We start from the raw sequence: 17081 nt of genomic DNA on the forward strand, positions 1-17081 counted from the left end.
CGGGCGCCGTTCTTCTTCTGGGGCCGGAACCATCCCCGATCCCGGCGGCGCCGTCACCCCTCCAGCCGGTAGAAGCAGAGGCCGCCGAACTCGGCGCACGGGATGCGCCCCAGCGCCCAGGCCGGCTGAAGCGCCGCCTCGTGCCAATGCGTGGCGCCGCCGACCGTGTCGCGCAGCGCGCCCGAGAGGGCACGCGCCGCCACCCGGCGGCACACGGCCAGCGCCGGGTCGCCCTCGGCCGGTCTCGCGAAGCGCGCGTGCCGGCGGTGGCGCGGGTGCAGCACGGGGAACTGGAAGGGCGCGCGCAGCGCGGCGATGAGGGCGCGCGGCAGGGTCGCGGGCTCGGCGCCTGCCGCGAAGCGCAGCCGTGCCTCCGGCGAGGCCATCGCCGCCCGGGCGCGGTTCATCGCCAGCGAGGCCAGCCCCTCGATCGCCTTCACGGGTCGCTCGCCGGCCTCGGCATGGAGGATGCGGGCCAGGAGCTCCCCGGCGGCTGATATGGCCGGGATGGGCAGGGGCGCGCTCATTCGCCGTTGTCCTGGCGACGGCGGACCTCGCCGAGCTTGTTCTCGATGCGCAGCAGCTGCTCCGTCAGGCGCCGGTCCACGTCGCGGATCAGCGAGAGCGGCACGTAGGTGCGCGCCACCTCCAGCTTGAAGGCGGCGAGCTCGTCGCGCGTGCGGCTGAGCCCGTCGTGCTGGCGCAGGTCGCCGCGGTCGATGCGGCGGTCCAGGTCGCGCTTGATGCCGTGCACGAGCCAGTAGAGCGCACCCATGACGGGCGCCTGCGCGGCATTGATCCACCAGAGGGGGGTGGGGTCGGTCGGATCCATGGAGCCTCCTTGGGGCTGCGCCGCGGCGCGTGGTAAAAGGCGGGAATGTGGAACGAGCCCTATCTCGAGACCTGCTGCCGCTCCGCGCTGCACCGGCTGACGCTGGTGCAGCGGCACGGCCGGCCGACCGGGCTCGCGGACGAGCCCTGCCTGCATCGGCTGGCCAAGATGGGATTCGCGCAGCAGCGTGCGGATGGGCGGTTCGAGATCACCGCGGCCGGGCGGGTGCGGCACGCGAGCGAGATCCTGAAAAGGCCGGCGGCCTGAGGGGGGCGTCGCCCCCTCAAACTCCCCCAGCAGGAAACTCAGTTTCCTGCACCTTCGATCAGTTTTTGGGTCCAGGGCCAAAAGCCCTGGCGAGGGGGTGGAGCCCTCTCGCTACGACGTCAGTCGGTCGTAGCCCTTCATGCGATACACCGCGACCGAGACGATCCAGCTCACGGCGAAGATGCCGACCACCACGAACCCAAAATTCGCGAGATCGTCACTCAAGCTGCCGATGAAGTCCCAGAAGCCGCCCTCGAGGCCGAGCTTCTCGCTGATCAGCCCCAGCGCACCCACGCCGCCGATGAAGAGGGCGACGACCACAGAGGCGGCCGTAATGGTCAGGTTGTACCAGAGCTTGCGCATCGGATGGACGAAGGCCCAGCCATAGGCGCGCGTCATCAGCACGCTGTCGGCCGTGTCCATCAGCGACATGCCGGCGGTGAAGAGCGCCGGGAAGACCAGGATCGTCCAGATCGGCATCCCCTGCGCCGCCTGCGTCGCGGAGATGCTGAGCACCGCGATCTCCGTCGCCGTGTCGAAGCCCAGGCCGAAGAGGAAGCCGATCGGGTACATGTGCCAGGAGCGCGAGACGACCCGGAACAGGGGCCGGAAGATCCGCGCGATGAGCCCGCGCCCCGCGAGCAGCATGTCGAGGTCCTCGTCCACGATCTTCTCGCCGCGCCGCGCCCGGCGGAAGGCGGCCCAGACGCCGCGCAGGACGACGAGGTTGGCCAGGCCGATCGCCAGCAGGAAGGTGGCTGAGACCGCCGTGCCGATCAGGCCGCCGATCACGTGGAACTCCTCCACCTCGTCCTGCAGCGCCGCCGCCGTCGCGGCGATGGCCAGCGTCGCCAGGATCACGATGCTGGAATGGCCCAGCGAGAAGAAGAACCCCGTCGAGATGGGCGCCCTGCCCTCCTGCATCAGCTTGCGGACCACGTTGTCGATGGCTGCGATGTGGTCGGCGTCGAAGGCGTGGCGCAGGCCGAACATATAGGCGAGCACGGCGGTGCCGAAGAGCGCGGGACGGTCCGCGAAGGCGATCCAGGCCCAGGCCCAGGCGCCGAGGTTGGCGGCGATCAGCACCGCGAAGGTCAGGCCGGATTTGAGCCGGATGCGCTCCGGCCGGTCGTCGAAGGGATTGGGAAGCACGCTCTCGCCCCTGGAATGACGCATCACATCTTCACCGAAGTGCTTACGGGCTGGGGGGCGAATCACATAGCCCCCCGCCAGGACGGCGCCGTCGCGCGCGGCAGCGCCGGCAGCCGGACCGCCTCGGCCAGGATGCAGCCGGAGACCGCATCGAGCGCGTCGTCCCTGTTACCGCGCGCGTCGGGCCGCCACTCGGCCATCTCGCGCACGAAGCCCGTCCGGAAGACGCTCTCGTGGACATGGAGCCGGCGCGCGGCCAGCAGCGGGTCGAAGGCGGACAGGATGCGCTCGGCCTTGGCGCGGTGGCTGGCGTGCTCGATCACCGCGCAGGCCGCGCCCGCCCGCGCCATCTCCCGCTTCAGCAGCGCCGGCAGGAAGCGGCCGAGGCCGTTGGTCTCCACGCGCAGCACCGGCAGGTGCAGCTCGCGCGCCAGTGCCGCCACGTGGCGGCACTGCTGCGTCGCGGGATCGTCGGGCGCGTCGGCGCGCTGGGTGATCCAGGCGAGGCGATGCAGGTAGTGCCCGCCCTCGCCATCCGTGTAGGTCGCGGCGAGCACCGAACCGTCACCGCTTTCCACCTTGCCGAAGGACGGGTCCCAAAAGCCGCCGCCCGAGACCATGCGCCGCCCGAGCAGCCAGAGCTGCGCGCGGCCATTGGCCTCGCGATACTCCGTCTCCTCGGGGTAGCGCAGCAGCAGGGCCGGATCGAGGCGCGCGGCATCGGCCGCGATGGGCTGCAGCAGCATCTGCCGCGCGAAATGCAGCGGGCCGACCCGGTTGCGCTGCGCCGTGATGGCATCCGCGGAGAAGCGCTCCGGCCAGGCGCTCACGCCCTTCGCGTTCTCGATCGGCACCTCCAGCCGCCGATAGCCGGCCAGGAACGCGTCGCCGGAGCGGTAGAGGCTTTCCTCCGTGTGCGGCGTGCCGACATAGAGGATGGTCCCGCCCGGGGTCAGGACGAACTCCGTCTCCGCCAGCCGCTCGCGCAGGTCGAGCCGCTTGCCCGGCGTGTCGCAATTGCCGGCGACTTCGACATCGTCGCAGATCACGAGCTCCGCGCGCGCGCCGGTGATGTTGCCCTGCAGCCCCTGGGCGAGCATCGAGGGATCGCGCAGCGCACCCGGCCGCGCCACGGTGAAGCGGTCCGCGGCCCAGGCCTCGTCGCCCTCCGGCAGCAGGGATTCGCAGAGCGGGTGGCGCTCGATGATGCGGCGGACATGCCCCACCATCTTGCCCGCCAGCGACTGCTCCGCCGCGAGCACGAGGATGCGCAGCTCCGGCCGCCGGTACAGCGACCAGGCGCAGAACAGCCCGATCAGCGTGGACTTGCCGCAGCCGCGGAAGGCCATGAGCAGCAGGCGCCGCGACGCCTGCTCGCGCTCGATCCAACGCAGGATGCGGCGATGGACCGGCGGCGTGGACTGGCCCTGGAGCCGGTTCCAGATCCAGACGAATTCCAGGAGGTCAGCCGGGGTCTCCGTCGTCATCGCTGGGCATCTCCTCGGGTTCCACACTCATGTCCCGTCGCATCTCGCCCAGCAGCGCCTGGTACTCGCCCAGTTTCTTCGCCGCCTCGTCCCCGGTATCGCCGGAGAGCTTCATGATCTGCTCGATGTGCGAGAGCGCGGTCTTGCCGGCCGTATGCCTGGCAGCGAAAGTCTTGGGGTCGCCGTTGGACTCGTCGGCCTCGCGCGAGCGCCGCAGGAAGTCCATGTAGTCCGCCAGCACCGCGTCGAAGGCCTGATCGAACTCCGGCTCCTTGCCCATCCCCGCCGCGCCGCCCTTCCGGCGCCGCCTCAAGACTTCACCACCCGCACCCGCACCAGGCCCGGATTGAGGTCCACGGCCGCACCGGTGCGGTTCCAGGCGGTGACGGTCACCACGTCCTGCGCGCCGATCTGCGCAAGGAAAACGACGCCGGAGGTCGCCAGGCCATAGGCCGCCTGCGCGAAGTCGCCCGGCCGCGCGCCGGCCACCGTGACGTTGAGCTGCACCGAGCCGCCGGCGGCGACGGAGGGCGGATCCCAGTCGGCCTCGGCCTTCAGCTCGCGCGCGCCGTGCCGCAGGTCCGGCAGCCCGTAGAGCAGCGGCGGCGAGACCGAGGGGTCCGAGCAGAGCCGCATGGCGCGCACCTCGTAATCCGCGCCGATGCGGGCCACGCCGATGATGGCATAGGCCACGGCTGGCTCCAGCCGCACGATCTGCAGGCGGGTGAGATCCGCATCCGTCATGTCGGCCGAGCCCTGCCACCAGCGGGCGGCGGCGTTCCACTGCACCGACATGCCGGAGGCGCGCACGAGCTGGCCCGCAGCGTCCGTCAGCAGGTTCATCGCGCCGTCGAAGCACTGCACGATCAGCCGCGGATTGTCGGCATCCACCGCCAGCGCGAATTCCCGCGCCCGCCGCGCATCCACCACGAAGCCCAGGCCCCGGCCACCCGGCAGGACCACGCCGCGACTGGTCAGCGCATAGTCCTCCAGGCCGGGGAAGGCGAAGTCGGCCAGCGTGGCCGCGCCGCCGCTCACATTGGTCGAGAGGCAGGCCAGCTTGTCGAAGCCCGTCTGCGTCGCGTTCCAGCGGAAGGCGGCCGCGCGCAGGCTCGGCACGCTGGCGATCTCGCGGGTGAATTCGCGATGCGCCGCGGCCTGGTGCAGCGCGCGCACCACCGCGCCGACGCGCGCCGAGGTCGAGGCATAGAGCACGTCGACCAGGTAGCCCTGGCTGGCCCAGGCGACCTCGTAGACATGGTCCTGCGCGTTGCCGGTGTGGAAGGCGGCGTAGGGCGAGCAGCTCTCCATCCGCATGCCGTAGGCGAGGACGGCGCGGCTGCTCACCTCCGAGAGGAAGGGCACGCCGAGGATCGTCGGCCGGTCGCGCGCCTGGAGCTCGAAGGCCGGGCCGAAGAAGACGTGGCGGTTGTGCGCGACATAGGCGCCCGGCTCGGCGGAGAAGCGGATGCCGTAGCGGCTCAGCGTCGGGTAGAGCGAGCTCGCCACCGCGAAGTGCCCGCCATGGTAGCGCACCGAGGTGTTCCAGGCCGCGGCCGTCTGGCAGCGGATGTCGAGGCCCACGCAGTTGTTGATGATGCGGCCGAGGAAGAGGTTGCTGTCCTCGAAGCCGCGCTCAACGCCGAGCGTGCGGATGCCGATGGTGAAACCCTCGACATGGCGGACCTCGATCGTGGTGGAGTCCATGTTGCGCAGGACCACGCCGATGTCGTTGAAGTTGGTCCAGTCGCTGACGGTGGCGCGCACCACGCGGATGCCCTGGTAGATCTTGGTCGCGTTGCGCACCGCGCCGCCGTCGCCGATGGTCAGCGCCGCCTGGCCGCCCGGGCCCGCATAGAGAATGCTGCCCTGCATGGTCAGGCCCACTGCGCTGCCCGGCAGGGTCAGCGGCATGGTGGTGCGGAAGGTGCCCTCGCCGATCAGCAGGTACCGGCCCGACGAGCCGGCCGCGTTCATCGCGGCCTGCAGCGCGGGGCCGTCATCGGTGACGCCGTCGCCGATCGCGCCGAAGTCGCGCGCCGTCAGCGTCTCGCCGAGCTTGTCCTCGACGCTGCGCGGGATCGCGCCGGGAAAGGCGGCGGCGAGGACGCCGGTGCGGTCGTAGACCGTGACCTCGCCCACGGAGTCGAAGCCCAGCAGCTTGTCCGCTCGCGCCGGGCGCAGCGGCAGCACGGTGCCGGAGGGCGCCTCGGAGAGATCGAGCCGGATCGCGCCCGAGGCGTCGTCGCGCACCTCCTGCAGCGAGGCCATCTGGCTGTCCAGCTCGTCGTTGAGCGTGGCAGCGCGCAGCACGCCGTTGGACTGGAAGTCCGTGACGCGCGCGATGGGCAGCCGGCGGAGGATGGTGAGCTGCGTGCCCGCCGCCGGCGCCTCGGCGAAGCGCAGCGTGCCGCCGGCGGACTGGCCCGCGCCCTCGACGGTGTAGTCGAAGTTCGACGGCACGCTGTCGCGCAGCAGGGCGATGTCGCCGGCGTCGAAGATCGGGAAAGGGTAGGTGAACCCCGTCTGCACGCCGTCGGCGACGTAGTGCACGCGCGGCGCGATATCGCCGATGCGGATGTGCTCGGACATCGTTTACTCCGGAAGATCGAGGGATGGGATGGAGCGGTCAGCGCTATCCGCGATCCGGCCGCGACTGCGGCCGGCGCCGCCCACATGACCGTGACGCCGGCACGACAGCGGCGCAGCGAAGGCGAGGCGGCGGAGCCGCCGCCCGCCGTCTGAGGGCTAATCCAGAAGATTGCGCAGCGCGTTGCCGAAGCTCGGCACGGAGCGCAGCACCGCGGTCAGCGAGCCGTCCGGGTTCAGCAGCGAGGCCCGGCCGGAGGTCAGCCGCGCCCGGAAGATCGCATCGCTGTCCGCCTGGCCCGCGGCCGCGTCGGCCCGCAGCCCCTCCGTCACCGTCGCGGCCGAGCCGTCATTGGCGGCGAGGCCGCCGGCGGCGAGCCGTGCGCGGGCCGAGGCCACGGTGCGCGCCACCTGCTCGCCCCGCGCGCGCTGCTCGGCTTGCTGCTGCAGGGTGAGCTGCTGCTGCCGCGCCGCCTCCTGCTGCTGCGAGACCTCGAGCTGCGCGCGCTGCGTGGCCGCGCTCTGCTCCGCGGCGCGGTTCTGCGTGTAGAGCCCGACGCCGGCCGAGGCGAGCGTCGCGAGGGAACCCAGAGCGGCCATCAGTCGGTCGTCCTCATGTCGGTGGTGACGGAGAGCAGGGTGAGCGGCAGCGGCGCGTCGCCGGCGATCCGCCAGAGCGGCCGCATCGCGTCGCGCCGCCAGCCGAGTGCCGAGAGGCGCACATCGCCGCTGAAGCGGGGCGGCGGCGCGTCCAGCAGCGGCGTGTCCAGCCGGCGGAAGGAAACGGGCGATGGGCCACGGCCGAGATCCACGTCGAGCGCCGCCGTCTCCAGCAGCCGGAAGCCCACCGAGACCAGCCGGAGCGGCGCCGAGCGCGCACCGGCCACACCGAACATCTCGGGCGGCAGCGGCTCGATCTCATGGGCGAAGCGCAGGCCGATCTGCACGGCGCGCGCCGGCGGATCGAGGTTCACCGCGCCCCCGGAGACGGTCGCGTCATCGCGCGGCGCGCCGTCGGCGAGGATGCCGACGGTCGAGCCCTCGAGATGCGAGAGCCCGCTCCAATGGTCCTGCGGCGCGGCGTTGGACCCATCCAGCGCGGCGTCCAGCCCGAAGCCCGGCTCGAAGCGTTCCAGCCGCGTGGTGCCGCCGCGCTCCACCGCGACGAAGACGCGGCCGTCGAGCTCGGCGACGCCGCGGAAGGCGCCGGCGGTCTGCTGCAGCGTCCAGGCCGTCACCTCCTCCTGGCGGAAGAGGGTGAGCGTGGCCATGCCGCCATCCTCCATGACGACGTGCAGCAGGCGCTGCGCCTGGTCGTAGGCCATGGCGACGGGCCCGCGGATGATGTGCTGCGCCACCATGCCGAGATCGTTCGACTGGTAGGCCTGCTGCACGTCGGTATAGGCGAATTCGTGGATCGCCCGTCCGCTCCGGGCGGCGAAGATGGTGCTGCCGTCCACGTCCACCGGCTGGATCATGCGCAGGGGGCTGCTGCCGATCCGCGTCTGCCGGTTGAGCTGGATCGACGACGGCGTGAGCGGATCGCCCGTGACCATCCATTCGCCGCCCGTGGTGAAGACCTGGAGGTGCCGGCCGGAGAAGACGGCGCGGATGGCATTCACCTGGTCGGAGAAGAGGCCGAACTCGATCCCCTGGTCGTCAAGGCCGGTGCCCTTGTCGAAGTCGAAGAGCGAGCCGGACCGCGAGAGCCAGAGCCGATTCGGCAGGTCGCGAGAGCCGCCGATGACGAGACGGTCCTGGTGGAAGCAGGCGGTGACGGGAAAGCCGCGCGCCCAGCTGAAGGCCGCCTCCTCCCAGTCGGTGCTGGCTTCCGTGTCCGGCAGATCCTCGGCGAGGGCGAGCGTCATCTGGCTGGGAGAGGCGATGGCCATGATCGTCCCGGGCCTGCCCCGCAGCCGGAAGGCCGAGTGGAGCTGCGCCGGGACGAAGACCGGGCCCGAGGCCGTGACCGTCACGCTGCCCGAGGTGCCGCTCGGCGTGAGCGCGACGTCCGGCGCACCGAAGCGATAGGTCGGCGCCCGGAACCAGCTCCAGTCGGCCAGCGTCCAGGCGGTGTGGCTCGTGCGCGTCAGCCGCTGCGGCGGCAGCTCCGGATGGCAGATGAGCAGCGTGTCCGCGCTCTGGGTGAAGGCGAGCTGCGGCAGGTGCGCGCCGACCCAGGGGCCGCTGCCCTGCGCCACCAGCGTGTCGCCCAGGAAGACCCGGAAAGCCCCGCCGGTGAAGACGAGGAGGTAGGTCTGCTCGGTGTTGAACTCGAAGGCGAGCAGCCGCGCCGGGCCGGGGAGGCTCGCGACGTGACGCAGCCCCGGCCGGCGCGTCACGCCGCCGGTGGGCTGGATGAAGACGTTGCGCAGGCGCCGGGCGCCGTTCGCATAAGCGCGCAGCTCGCTGCGGCCGAGCATCTCGGGCGCGAGCTCGCCGGCGGTGAAGTTCGCCTTGATCTGGCGGGAGGCGGCCATGGGCTCAGCCCCGCGCCTGGATGAGCGGGAAGCCGTCGATCGCGCGCGTGGTGGCCTGCTGGCTGTCGGCGCGGCGGGCGGCGCGCAGCTCGGATTCGGCCTGGTCGAAGAGCATGTTGGCGCGGGTGCTGCTCTCGGTCAGCGGGATGCAGAACTCGGCGGAGAGGCGCGCGACCAGGGCGGCGGCGAAGAAGGGTGGAAAGGTGCTCTCGTCGGGGCGGAAGATGTAGGTGAGCGTCACCTGCCCGGCATTGGCGTGCAGGCGGTCCTCCAGCAGCCGGTAGGGCAGGCCCCGCCCGGCACCGGGCGCGCCGGCGGAGAGCGCGCGGAGGAAGCCGGCCGGGAGCTGGAAGGCGTACTGGAAATCGGCGGCGGGCTGGGCCGCGAGGCGCGGCAGCGAGGCCTGGCCGGTGGCGAAGCTCCAGGGATGCAGCGAGAGCAGCGCGTCGCGCGTGCCGGCATAGAGACCGGAGGCGATCTCGGCCTCGGCCGTGCCTTCGTCCAGCGAGGCGATGGCCTGCGCGCCGATGCGCAGCAGGGCCCGCGTGCAGAGCTCGAGCGCGGTGAGCGCCATGGGGGGAACCTCCGAGAGGAAAAGGAAGACACCGGGCCCTTCGGATGGATTGAGGAGGGCTCCGCCCTCCTCAAACTCCACCCGCCAGGGCTTTTGGCCCTGGACCCTGACACTTAAAGTACTGGTTTCCAAAGGCCTTTCGGCCTTTGGTGGGGTGGGTTTGGGAGGGGCAAAGCCCCTCCCAAGGCGCTACTCCTTGCAGCGCATCCGCACGATGCCCGCATCGTCCACCAGGCAGGCGCCCTGGCTCATCATGCTGTTGACGAAATGCGCGGCGCGGTCGCCATGCCAGGTCACGTCGGTCGTGATCTCGGCGCCGACGCCGTGGCCGATCGCCGTCCTGTGGTAGAAGTAGCAGGAGCGGATCGTGCCCGTGAGCGTGAGCCCCGTATGCGGGATCCAGGTCGCGCCCAGCCAACGCTTGGCCTGCGTGCCCTTCCAGGGCAGCTCGTCGGAGCCGATGTACTCGGCGTTCGAGAACTCCTGCAGGGTCAGCAGCTCGCTCCACTGCTTCCATCCGACGACGGCATAGCGCTGGCCGTCGTCCGGGACCTCCATCGCGCCCAGCATCTCGAAGGCCAGCAGCACCTTGGCGCGCGTCAGCCCGTCATTGTCGGTCTGGCCGGACTGCGTGCCCACCGCCTCGCGCGTGCCGAGGTCGAGCGCCGCGATGATCATCTCGTCCGTCTTGCGGCCGAGCGCATAGGCGCCGGAGGCCGCCAGCACGGCGAGCTCGTCGGCATTGGTCTTGAGGTCGTCGAGCTTGTCGATCCAGTCGCCGGCGTAATGGTCGGCGAGGAAGCACTCCACGGCGGAGTATTCGAGGTTCATCACCGGCACCACGCCGTTGCGCGACTTGGAGGTCGCGGTGCCGCGGCCGACGCGCTGGAAGACGGTGCTGGCGCCCTTGATGTCGGACTTGCTGCGCACGGTCGGGCGCAGCTTGGAGCCCTGGCGCTGATAGGCGAGGTGGACCTCGGCCTGGTACTGCTTGACGAAAGCCTGGTCGATCGAACCGGACATCTGTCGTTCTCCAGAAAGGTTTTCGGGGAAAGGCGCGGTGGGCGGTTGGCCGGGAATGGGCCGCGGCATCGCGCAGGCGCCCACGCGCCCGGAGACCGGGTTTTGCGCGGGCGAAAGGGGGTGCGCGCCCGCCGCGCGCCATGGGGATGGGTCAGGCTGCAGCGGCGGGCGCGGGCCACCGGTTCCGGGGAGGAGGAGAACCGGCGGCCTCACAGGGCGGGCGCGCGATCGACCGCGCGCCTGTCGCCCCGGATCGGGCGGAGTCCGATCGCTTCGGGCCTCTTTGCCCGAAGCGTGAATCGACCTCGGATGACGATGTCCGATCGCTTCGGGCCTCTTCGCCCGAAGCGTGAATCGGCCTCGGATGACGATGGCGATCAGCCGTTCACGAGCTTCCGAAAGCCCTCGGTCACGCGCTTCACGAACTCCGGCTCGCGCTGGCGCCAGTAGCGCGGATCGCGCATCATCCGGCGCAGCTCGCCCTCGTCCATCGCGGCCGGCGGCGCGGCGTCGCGCTCCAGGCTGGGCTCGCCGCCCTGCATCATCCGCTCCAGCGCGAGCACGCCTTCCGACGTCGTCGCCAGCGCCTCGAAGACGGCGGGCGGCAGGTTGGCGCGGCCCCAGGCGGAAAGCTGCGCGGCCACGCGGCGGAAGCGCTCCTCGCCGCCGAAATGCGCGCGCAGCTTCTCGGCCTGGCGATCGGCCTCGAACTGCTGCGCCGCCTCGGCGATCAGCGGCAGCAGCCGCTCGGAGGCGAGGTCGTAGACCAGCTGCACCTGCTCGCAGGAGAAGCCGGCCTCGTGCAGCCGCGCGTTGATCTCAAGGTCCGGGCCGCAGAGCTCGTGCTTCGCCTCGACCTGGTAGCCGTCCGGGCTCTCGGGGATGTTCATCATCTCGCGCCAGCGCTGCACGTCCTCCGGGGCGGAGGCGCCGGTCGGCGGCGCGATGCGCTGCGACAGGCGGCGCTCGAGCTCCAGATAGCTCTTCAGCAGCGCATCCACGCGCATCTGGCCGTTCCCGGCATCCCAGAATTTCTCGGGGACCTCCGATGGGCGCGTGGAGGCGGTGGTCGCGGCGCCCTCGGGCGCGGTCTGCAGCAGGTTGTCGGGCATCTGGGGCATCACTCCGGGCTGGGGACGGGAACAAGGACCTCGGCGGGGGCGCCGAGCGTGCGGGCGAGCCAGCGTGCGGCGGCCGGCGCATCCACCTGGGACGCGGCGGCCTCGCCCATCTTCGCGACGGCCTCGAGGAAGAGCAGCGTGTTGGCCGCGTCGGCGCGGCCCTGCACGCGAGCGAGCGGGCTCTCGTAGCGCAGCGCCACGCGGCCGTGGTCGAGCAGCACGGGCGGGATCTCGCCGCGCCGCGCGAGGATGGCGAGGCTGCGCGCCACCAGCGGCGTCAGCAGCTCCGACTGCAGGCGGCCATAGGTGGCGCCGAGCAGGCGGGCCGTCTGCGCGCTGCGCTCCAGCACCTCGGTCGCGGTCATGCGCGCGTCCTGCGGCGTGCCGAGCCGGTCGGCCAGCAGCGCGGAACGGATCCGCGCGCGCAGGTCGTTCAGCACGAGCTGCGAGACGTCGAAGTTCCCGGGCGCCGCGAGCGGCGTGAGCCCTGAGCTGCCCGGCGCCTTCGGGATGATCGCGCCCGGCACGAGCTGCACGGTGGCCGGGTTCAGCACCCCGTCATCCTCGGCCTGCCAGATGCCGGTCGCCGCGATGGAGGCGTTCTTCAGCACCAGCTCGACGACGCGGTTTGCGGTGCGGATGTCCGGCAGCGCCTTGATCACGGGACCGCGGCCATAGACCTCGCCGGGCGCCTTCAGCCAGCGGAAGGCGATGAAGGGCCCGTCGGCGAAGCGGCCCTGCGCGACGAAGATCGGCGCCTTCAGCGCGGCGGCGTCGAGCACCGCCGCATAGCGATGGCCGGTGCCGTCGGGCCAGACGGCCTCGACGAGGCGATGCTTCGGCGGATCCATCGCGTCGATCTCCGCCTCGGCCTCGCGGATCATGACCTCCGGCAGCTCGGCGAAGGGAAAGCGGCGCAGCACCTCGGCGGTGGTCAGGCGCGCTTCGAGGAAGACCGTGTCGAGCCGCCCCGTCATTCCCTCCTCCAGGATGGCGGTGCGAACCGGCACGGCGGTGAAGCGCAGCGAGGAAGCCTCGCCGGGCGGCGCCTCCTCGACGAGCATGATTCCCGTGCCGGTGATGACGAGATCGAGAAAAGCCTGGTGCATCTCGACGGCAAAGTTCGAGCGGTCGAGCTGCGCCTGCAGGATGTCGGCGGCGCCCTCCAGCGCGAAAGCGGCCGCCTGTCCTTCCGCGGTGTCCGCGATCGCGCGGGCAGGCGCCAGGCCGAACCAGCGCGACCAGGGTGGCGTCAGCTCCGCGAGCAGCGAGGCGGCGAGCTGCTCGGCGGCGTCGGCCGCGGTGGCATCGTAGAGGCCGGGCGCCTCGCTCGGCGAGGGCAGGACATGGGAATAGGCGTCGGCCCAGGTCGCTTCATGCGGGCGGCGGCGTGCGACGGCGCGGTCGTGGCGGACAAGGATCTGCTGCGGGGTCATAGGCGTCACTCCCCGAGCAGCGATTTGCGGGGGGTCGCGAGGGGCGCCGCCGTCAGCACGCCGCGGGCCGAGGTCGCGACCGTCCCGGCGATGCCGCCGCGGGCGCGGGCACGGCTTTCGATCCGGGCCGCCTCGGCCTCGGTGGCGCGGGTCGCGGCAGCGGCGGCATCGGTCTGGGACGGCGTCGGCGGCGGCGCGGGCGGCGGGACGACCACCGGCTTCGGGACGCGGAACAGGCCTGCCATGCGCGGCAACTCCTTCGGAATCCTGGGAATGGACTCCCCGTCCCGAACGGCATGCCGAACAAGGACGCGCCCCGCCGGATATCAATCCAGCGGAGCGCGGCGGCCCCAACGCGAAAGGCCCGGTTCCTGGAGGAACCGGGCCTTCGTGGGAGCCAGTCGATCGGGAGAGGAGAGCCTCGGGACGCAATTCGCCCCTTGGCCTGAGCGTTTTAGGTTGGAACGAGAGGCCAAGTCAAGTTTTTTTTCCTAGATTCGCGGGACTTCATCAGGCCCCGGAACAACCCATGCGGGGTCATGGCAAAGGGGGCGTGCGGGCCCAGAACCGCCCGGCAGGCCGAGACGCAGCTGAAGGGAACGCCACGCAGCCCGCGGCCCATCATCGGCTCCTCCAGGGGGAAGGGACCGACCGGCAGCAGTCCGGCGCGGCGGTAGAAACCCGGCAGGTCGAAGCCCGCCGGGACCTCCAGTCGTGCAACGAGCAGGCGGCCGGTCAGGGGATCGAGCACGGTCCAGCCGCCGTGATCCTCGAGCGCCGCGAAGCAGTGCCGGAAGCCGCGCCGCAGCAGGCGCTGCCAGAGATGGTCGGCGCGCCCGCCGAAGACGATCCAGGCGCGCTGCTCCCCCAGGTGCCGGCGATGGGCGGGCCGCGCGGCGGGCGCGACCGTCGTCACGCCCGGCCACCCGGAAAAGGCAGGATTTCAGCGCTTTCCTGCTCCATCCGCGGCGCGCCGGCGACGATGCCCTTCACCCGCAGCGGCCATTCGAGGCGGTTCATCGCCTCGCGCCACAAACGAAAATCGCCGCGCTCCTGCACGTGGCGCGGGCTGGGGGCGGTGCCGCGCTCGCCCCAGATCCGCATGATACGCGCATGGGCAAGCTCGATGCGCCGCTGGCGGTAGAGCCGGTCGAGGCACTTGATCACGTCGTCGGGCTCGCAGGGACGCTGGGTGGTGCCCTTGCCGGCGGCGATGCGGGCGCCGTCGCGCCGGGCGACGAGGGCGGACATGGTCCAGAACCAGGCCTCCTCGGCGGAGGTGAAGGGCTCGGTCCTGGCCATGCTGGCCAGGATGCGGGAGTGGCTGGGACGGGGGGCGGAGGGCATGGACGCTCGGTTCCTTCAGGCGAGAACGGATGAGAACATTTAGAGAACATAAACTCCGGGTTGTGCAGGATGCAAGCAGGTTGAGTAACATTTTCCTATTGCGTGATGACCCAACACCTATGATGGTCCTATCCCCATGCGACACGACGACATCTGGCGGGCGATCGATTCGCTGGCCGCCGAGAACGGCCTCTCCGCCTCCGGACTTGCGCGTCGGGCGGGGCTGGATCCAACGGCCTTCAACCCCTCCAAACGGATCGGGCCGGACGGGCGCGCGCGCTGGCCCTCGACGGAGAGCGTCGCCAAGGTGCTGGCCGCGACGGGGGCGGGGATCGAGGCCTTCGCGGCCCTCGTCTCAGGCCAGGCGGCGCTGCCGAGCCTCTCGCGCGGGCCCCGCCCCTCGCGGCGCATCCCGCTGATCGGGCTGGCGCAGGCCGGCAGCGAGGGCTTCTTCGACGATGGCGGCTTCCCGGTCGGCGGCAGCTGGGACGAGATCAGCCTGCCCGAGATCAGCGATCCCAACGCCTACGCGCTGGAGATCTCGGGGGATTCGATGGAACCGGTCTTCCGCGACGGCGACGCGGTGATCGTGTCACCCGCCGCCCCCATCCGGCGCGGGGACCGCGTGGTGGTGCGCACGCGGCTCGGCGAGGTGATGGCCAAGGAGCTGAAGCGCCAGAGCGCCAAGCGGATCGAGCTGGCGAGCCTCAATCCCGCCCATCCGGACTACAGCTTCGAGCTGCCGGACGTGGCCTGGATGCACAGGATCCTCTGGGCCAGCCAATGACCTGGCCGCCGGCCCGTCGCCGACGAAACCCGGGCGCCTTTCCGGCGTTCTGATCACGACTGATCGGATGGCCCAATAGCCGGATACGGTTGAGAATTCTCGACCGTCGCAATACCGGAGGGCGAGCCTCGAAGCGTGAGAGCTCCTCAGCACTCCCGATCGGAAGCCCGGCGCGGGAAACCTCGCCGGGCTTTGTCGTTCAGGGTCGTTCAGGAATATCGGCGCTCAGGCCGGGTCGCCCGTATCCGGCGACAGCCCCGCCGCCTCGATACCCGCGATGCAGCACTCCTCGTCCTTCGCCGAGGCATCGCCCGAGATCCCCACCGAACCCAGCAGAATGTTGTTCGCGTCGCGGATCAGCACGCCGCCCTGCGCCGGCACGGCCTTGCCGCCCACCAGGTCCGACAGCGCGTTCGTGAAGCCCGACATCGCCTGCGCCCGCCGCGCGAGCTCGCGCGTGCCGAAGCCCATCGCCAGCGCGCCATAGGCCTTGCCCATCGCGATCTCGGGTCGCGCCAGGCTCGCGCCGTCCTCGCGCTTCGTGACCTTCACATGGCCGCCGGCATCGAGCACCTGCACGCAGAGCGGCAGCAGCCCGAGCTCCCTGCCCTTGGCCAGCGCCGCATCGGCGATGACCTCCGCCTGCGCGAGGGTGAGGCCGTTCACGGCGGCGGGATAGGCGGGCTGCGGCATGGCGTTCTCTCCGGATGACGGCGCGAGGAAGGCCCGGCCAGCCCGTTCCGTCAAGCGCCTGCCCGCAGCCAGGGGCGCGGATCCACCGCCTCGCCGCGCCGCCGCAACTCCATATAAAGAGTGGGCCGCGGCGAGGCCGGCAGCACGCCCACCGGTTCGCCCGAGCGCACGCGCTGCCCCCCCGCGACGTCGAGCCGGTCCAGCCCCGCCAGCACCAGGTGCTGCCCGCCGCCGCAGTCCAGGATCACCATCCGGCCATAGCTGCGGAAGGGCGCGGCAAAGGCGACGTTGCCGCTGCAGGGCGCGGTCACGCGCGCGCCCGGTTGCGCCGCGAAGGTGAGGCCGCGCGACGGCCCGCCCTCGCCCGGCGCGTTGAAGTCGCGGACGAGCGCGCCGGCCACCGGCAGGCCGCCCGAGGCGTCGGGCGCCGTGCGAAGCGGTGCAGGCACCGGCACGCGCCCCGTCGATCGCGGCCGCGCCGCCGCCTCGCGGCGGGCCTGCTCCTCCTCGCGGCGTTCGCGCTCGGCCTCGCGCCGCGCCTGTTCCGCCTGCTCGCGCTCCAGCCGTGCCAGCGCCTCCTCGATGGAGCGCGCGCGCTGCACCGCCTGCTCCGCGCGCGCGGCCGCGCTGCGCTCGGCAGCGCTGCGTTCCACGAGCAATTGCCGCGCTTGATCGAGCTGCCGGTCCAAGGCCGCCGAGGCCTGACGCGCCTCGTCCTCCGCGGCGGCGAGGCGTCCCTGCTCCCGCGCAAGGCTGGCCGCTTCCACCGCCGCGCGCTGATCCGTCTCGCGCAGCAGCCGCGCCTTGACCTGCGCGTCGCGCAGCATGACCCGAAGACCCGCGAGCCCGATCGCCACATCCGCCGGCGGCATGGGCGCCGCGAGCAGGAGAGGCCCGGGCTGCGTCGCCAACCGCATGAGCAGCGGCACCATCGGCGCGATCTCCGCCGCCAGCCGCTGCTGCTCCGCGCGCGCGGCGGCGCCGGCCCGCCGCGCGGCCTCGGCCCGTGTCGCGGCCGCCTGCGCCTCGCGCTCCGCCGCCTGCACGCGCGCGGCGCCGGCGATGCGCTCGGCCGCCAGACGCGCCTCCTGCGCGGCCGCCTCGCGCGCGCTCTGCGCAGCCTGCGCCGCCGCCGCACGCTCCGCTTCCGCGGCGCGGCGGGCCGATGCTGCGTCCTGGGCTGCGCCAGGGGTCGCCATGGCTACGCCCGTCAGGACCAGCAACAGGGCAAAGGCTCGGATCACGCCACGAGGTAAACGTAGCGGGGGGCGTGTCGCCAGCGCCGATTTGTCG

General features: G+C 71.9%; 19 protein-coding genes. 2 read left to right on the forward strand and 17 right to left on the reverse strand.

Annotated elements, in window-relative coordinates; translation table 11 throughout:
- Positions 1–53 precede the first annotated feature (53 nt).
- Together AC1ROY_RS15095 and AC1ROY_RS15100 are read right to left on the reverse strand one after the other, a co-directional pair.
- Positions 54–527 (reverse strand): cell wall hydrolase, encoded by a 474-nt coding sequence (locus tag AC1ROY_RS15095; protein WP_493149666.1) that lies wholly within the window; start codon positions 525–527, stop codon positions 54–56.
- Positions 524–832: a hypothetical protein gene (locus tag AC1ROY_RS15100; RefSeq protein WP_493149667.1), complete on the reverse strand. Its 309-nt coding sequence runs from the start codon at positions 830–832 to the stop codon at positions 524–526. Before AC1ROY_RS15100 ends, AC1ROY_RS15095 begins: the two co-directional genes overlap by 4 nt.
- A 45-nt stretch (positions 833–877) precedes the next feature.
- Between AC1ROY_RS15100 and AC1ROY_RS15105 the strand changes: the two genes are divergently transcribed.
- Positions 878–1099, forward strand: coding sequence for a hypothetical protein (locus AC1ROY_RS15105; protein ID WP_493149668.1), 222 nt, complete (start codon positions 878–880; stop codon positions 1097–1099).
- A gap of 111 nt (positions 1100–1210) precedes the next feature.
- Here AC1ROY_RS15105 and AC1ROY_RS15110 read toward each other — a convergent pair whose 3' ends face one another.
- The 13 genes from AC1ROY_RS15110 to AC1ROY_RS15170 all read right to left on the reverse strand — a co-directional run bounded on the left by AC1ROY_RS15110 (position 1211) and on the right by AC1ROY_RS15170 (position 14308).
- Positions 1211–2275, reverse strand: coding sequence for a HoxN/HupN/NixA family nickel/cobalt transporter (locus tag AC1ROY_RS15110; protein WP_493149669.1), 1065 nt, complete (start codon positions 2273–2275; stop codon positions 1211–1213).
- A 38-nt stretch (positions 2276–2313) separates the two neighbouring features.
- Complete coding sequence (gene terL / locus AC1ROY_RS15115; protein ID WP_493149670.1) at positions 2314–3738, reverse strand: phage terminase large subunit; 1425 nt, start codon at positions 3736–3738, stop codon at positions 2314–2316.
- Positions 3716–4051: a hypothetical protein gene (locus AC1ROY_RS15120; protein WP_493149671.1), complete on the reverse strand. Its 336-nt coding sequence runs from the start codon at positions 4049–4051 to the stop codon at positions 3716–3718. The genes terL and AC1ROY_RS15120 overlap by 23 nt, the downstream gene beginning before the upstream one ends.
- Positions 4048–6330 (reverse strand): glycosyl hydrolase family 28-related protein, encoded by a 2283-nt coding sequence (locus AC1ROY_RS15125; protein ID WP_493149672.1) that lies wholly within the window; start codon positions 6328–6330, stop codon positions 4048–4050. Before AC1ROY_RS15125 ends, AC1ROY_RS15120 begins: the two co-directional genes overlap by 4 nt.
- A 156-nt stretch (positions 6331–6486) precedes the next feature.
- Complete coding sequence (locus AC1ROY_RS15130; RefSeq protein ID WP_493149673.1) at positions 6487–6927, reverse strand: hypothetical protein; 441 nt, start codon at positions 6925–6927, stop codon at positions 6487–6489.
- Positions 6927–8807: a phage tail protein gene (locus tag AC1ROY_RS15135; RefSeq protein WP_493149674.1), complete on the reverse strand. Its 1881-nt coding sequence runs from the start codon at positions 8805–8807 to the stop codon at positions 6927–6929. The genes AC1ROY_RS15130 and AC1ROY_RS15135 overlap by 1 nt, the downstream gene beginning before the upstream one ends.
- Positions 8808–8811: 4 nt before the next feature.
- Positions 8812–9381, reverse strand: coding sequence for a phage connector family protein (locus AC1ROY_RS15140; RefSeq protein WP_493149675.1), 570 nt, complete (start codon positions 9379–9381; stop codon positions 8812–8814).
- Between the two features lie 189 nt (positions 9382–9570).
- The gene (locus AC1ROY_RS15145) at positions 9571–10404 is read right to left on the reverse strand and encodes a phage capsid protein (protein ID WP_493149676.1); all 834 of its coding nucleotides are present in this window, start codon (positions 10402–10404) and stop codon (positions 9571–9573) included.
- 377 nt (positions 10405–10781) lie between these two features.
- Positions 10782–11525 carry a capsid assembly protein gene (locus tag AC1ROY_RS15150; RefSeq protein WP_493149677.1) on the reverse strand — a complete coding sequence of 248 codons (744 nt, stop codon included), beginning with the start codon at positions 11523–11525 and terminating at the stop codon, positions 10782–10784.
- Positions 11525–12961 carry a portal protein gene (locus AC1ROY_RS15155; protein ID WP_493149678.1) on the reverse strand — a complete coding sequence of 479 codons (1437 nt, stop codon included), beginning with the start codon at positions 12959–12961 and terminating at the stop codon, positions 11525–11527. The genes AC1ROY_RS15150 and AC1ROY_RS15155 overlap by 1 nt, the downstream gene beginning before the upstream one ends.
- A gap of 5 nt (positions 12962–12966) precedes the next feature.
- Positions 12967–13206, reverse strand: coding sequence for a hypothetical protein (locus AC1ROY_RS15160; protein WP_493149679.1), 240 nt, complete (start codon positions 13204–13206; stop codon positions 12967–12969).
- Positions 13207–13415: 209 nt separating this feature from the next.
- Entirely contained in the window at positions 13416–13877 is a 462-nt protein-coding gene (locus AC1ROY_RS15165; RefSeq protein ID WP_493149680.1) for a hypothetical protein, read from the reverse strand.
- Positions 13874–14308 carry a hypothetical protein gene (locus tag AC1ROY_RS15170; protein ID WP_493149681.1) on the reverse strand — a complete coding sequence of 145 codons (435 nt, stop codon included), beginning with the start codon at positions 14306–14308 and terminating at the stop codon, positions 13874–13876. Before AC1ROY_RS15170 ends, AC1ROY_RS15165 begins: the two co-directional genes overlap by 4 nt.
- Positions 14309–14444: 136 nt before the next feature.
- Between AC1ROY_RS15170 and AC1ROY_RS15175 the strand changes: the two genes are divergently transcribed.
- Positions 14445–15095, forward strand: a complete 651-nt coding sequence (locus AC1ROY_RS15175; protein ID WP_493149682.1) for a S24 family peptidase — start codon at positions 14445–14447, stop codon at positions 15093–15095.
- A 225-nt stretch (positions 15096–15320) separates the two neighbouring features.
- Here AC1ROY_RS15175 and AC1ROY_RS15180 read toward each other — a convergent pair whose 3' ends face one another.
- Together AC1ROY_RS15180 and AC1ROY_RS15185 are read right to left on the reverse strand one after the other, a co-directional pair.
- Positions 15321–15788, reverse strand: a complete 468-nt coding sequence (locus AC1ROY_RS15180; RefSeq protein ID WP_493149683.1) for a GlcG/HbpS family heme-binding protein — start codon at positions 15786–15788, stop codon at positions 15321–15323.
- Between the two features lie 50 nt (positions 15789–15838).
- A complete protein-coding gene (locus AC1ROY_RS15185; protein WP_493149684.1) occupies positions 15839–16987 on the reverse strand; it encodes a murein hydrolase activator EnvC family protein in 1149 nt (382 codons plus the stop codon).
- Positions 16988–17081 lie beyond the last annotated feature (94 nt).

The sequence above is a fragment of the Roseococcus sp. GW821-FHT12F05 genome (genome assembly GCF_058806835.1).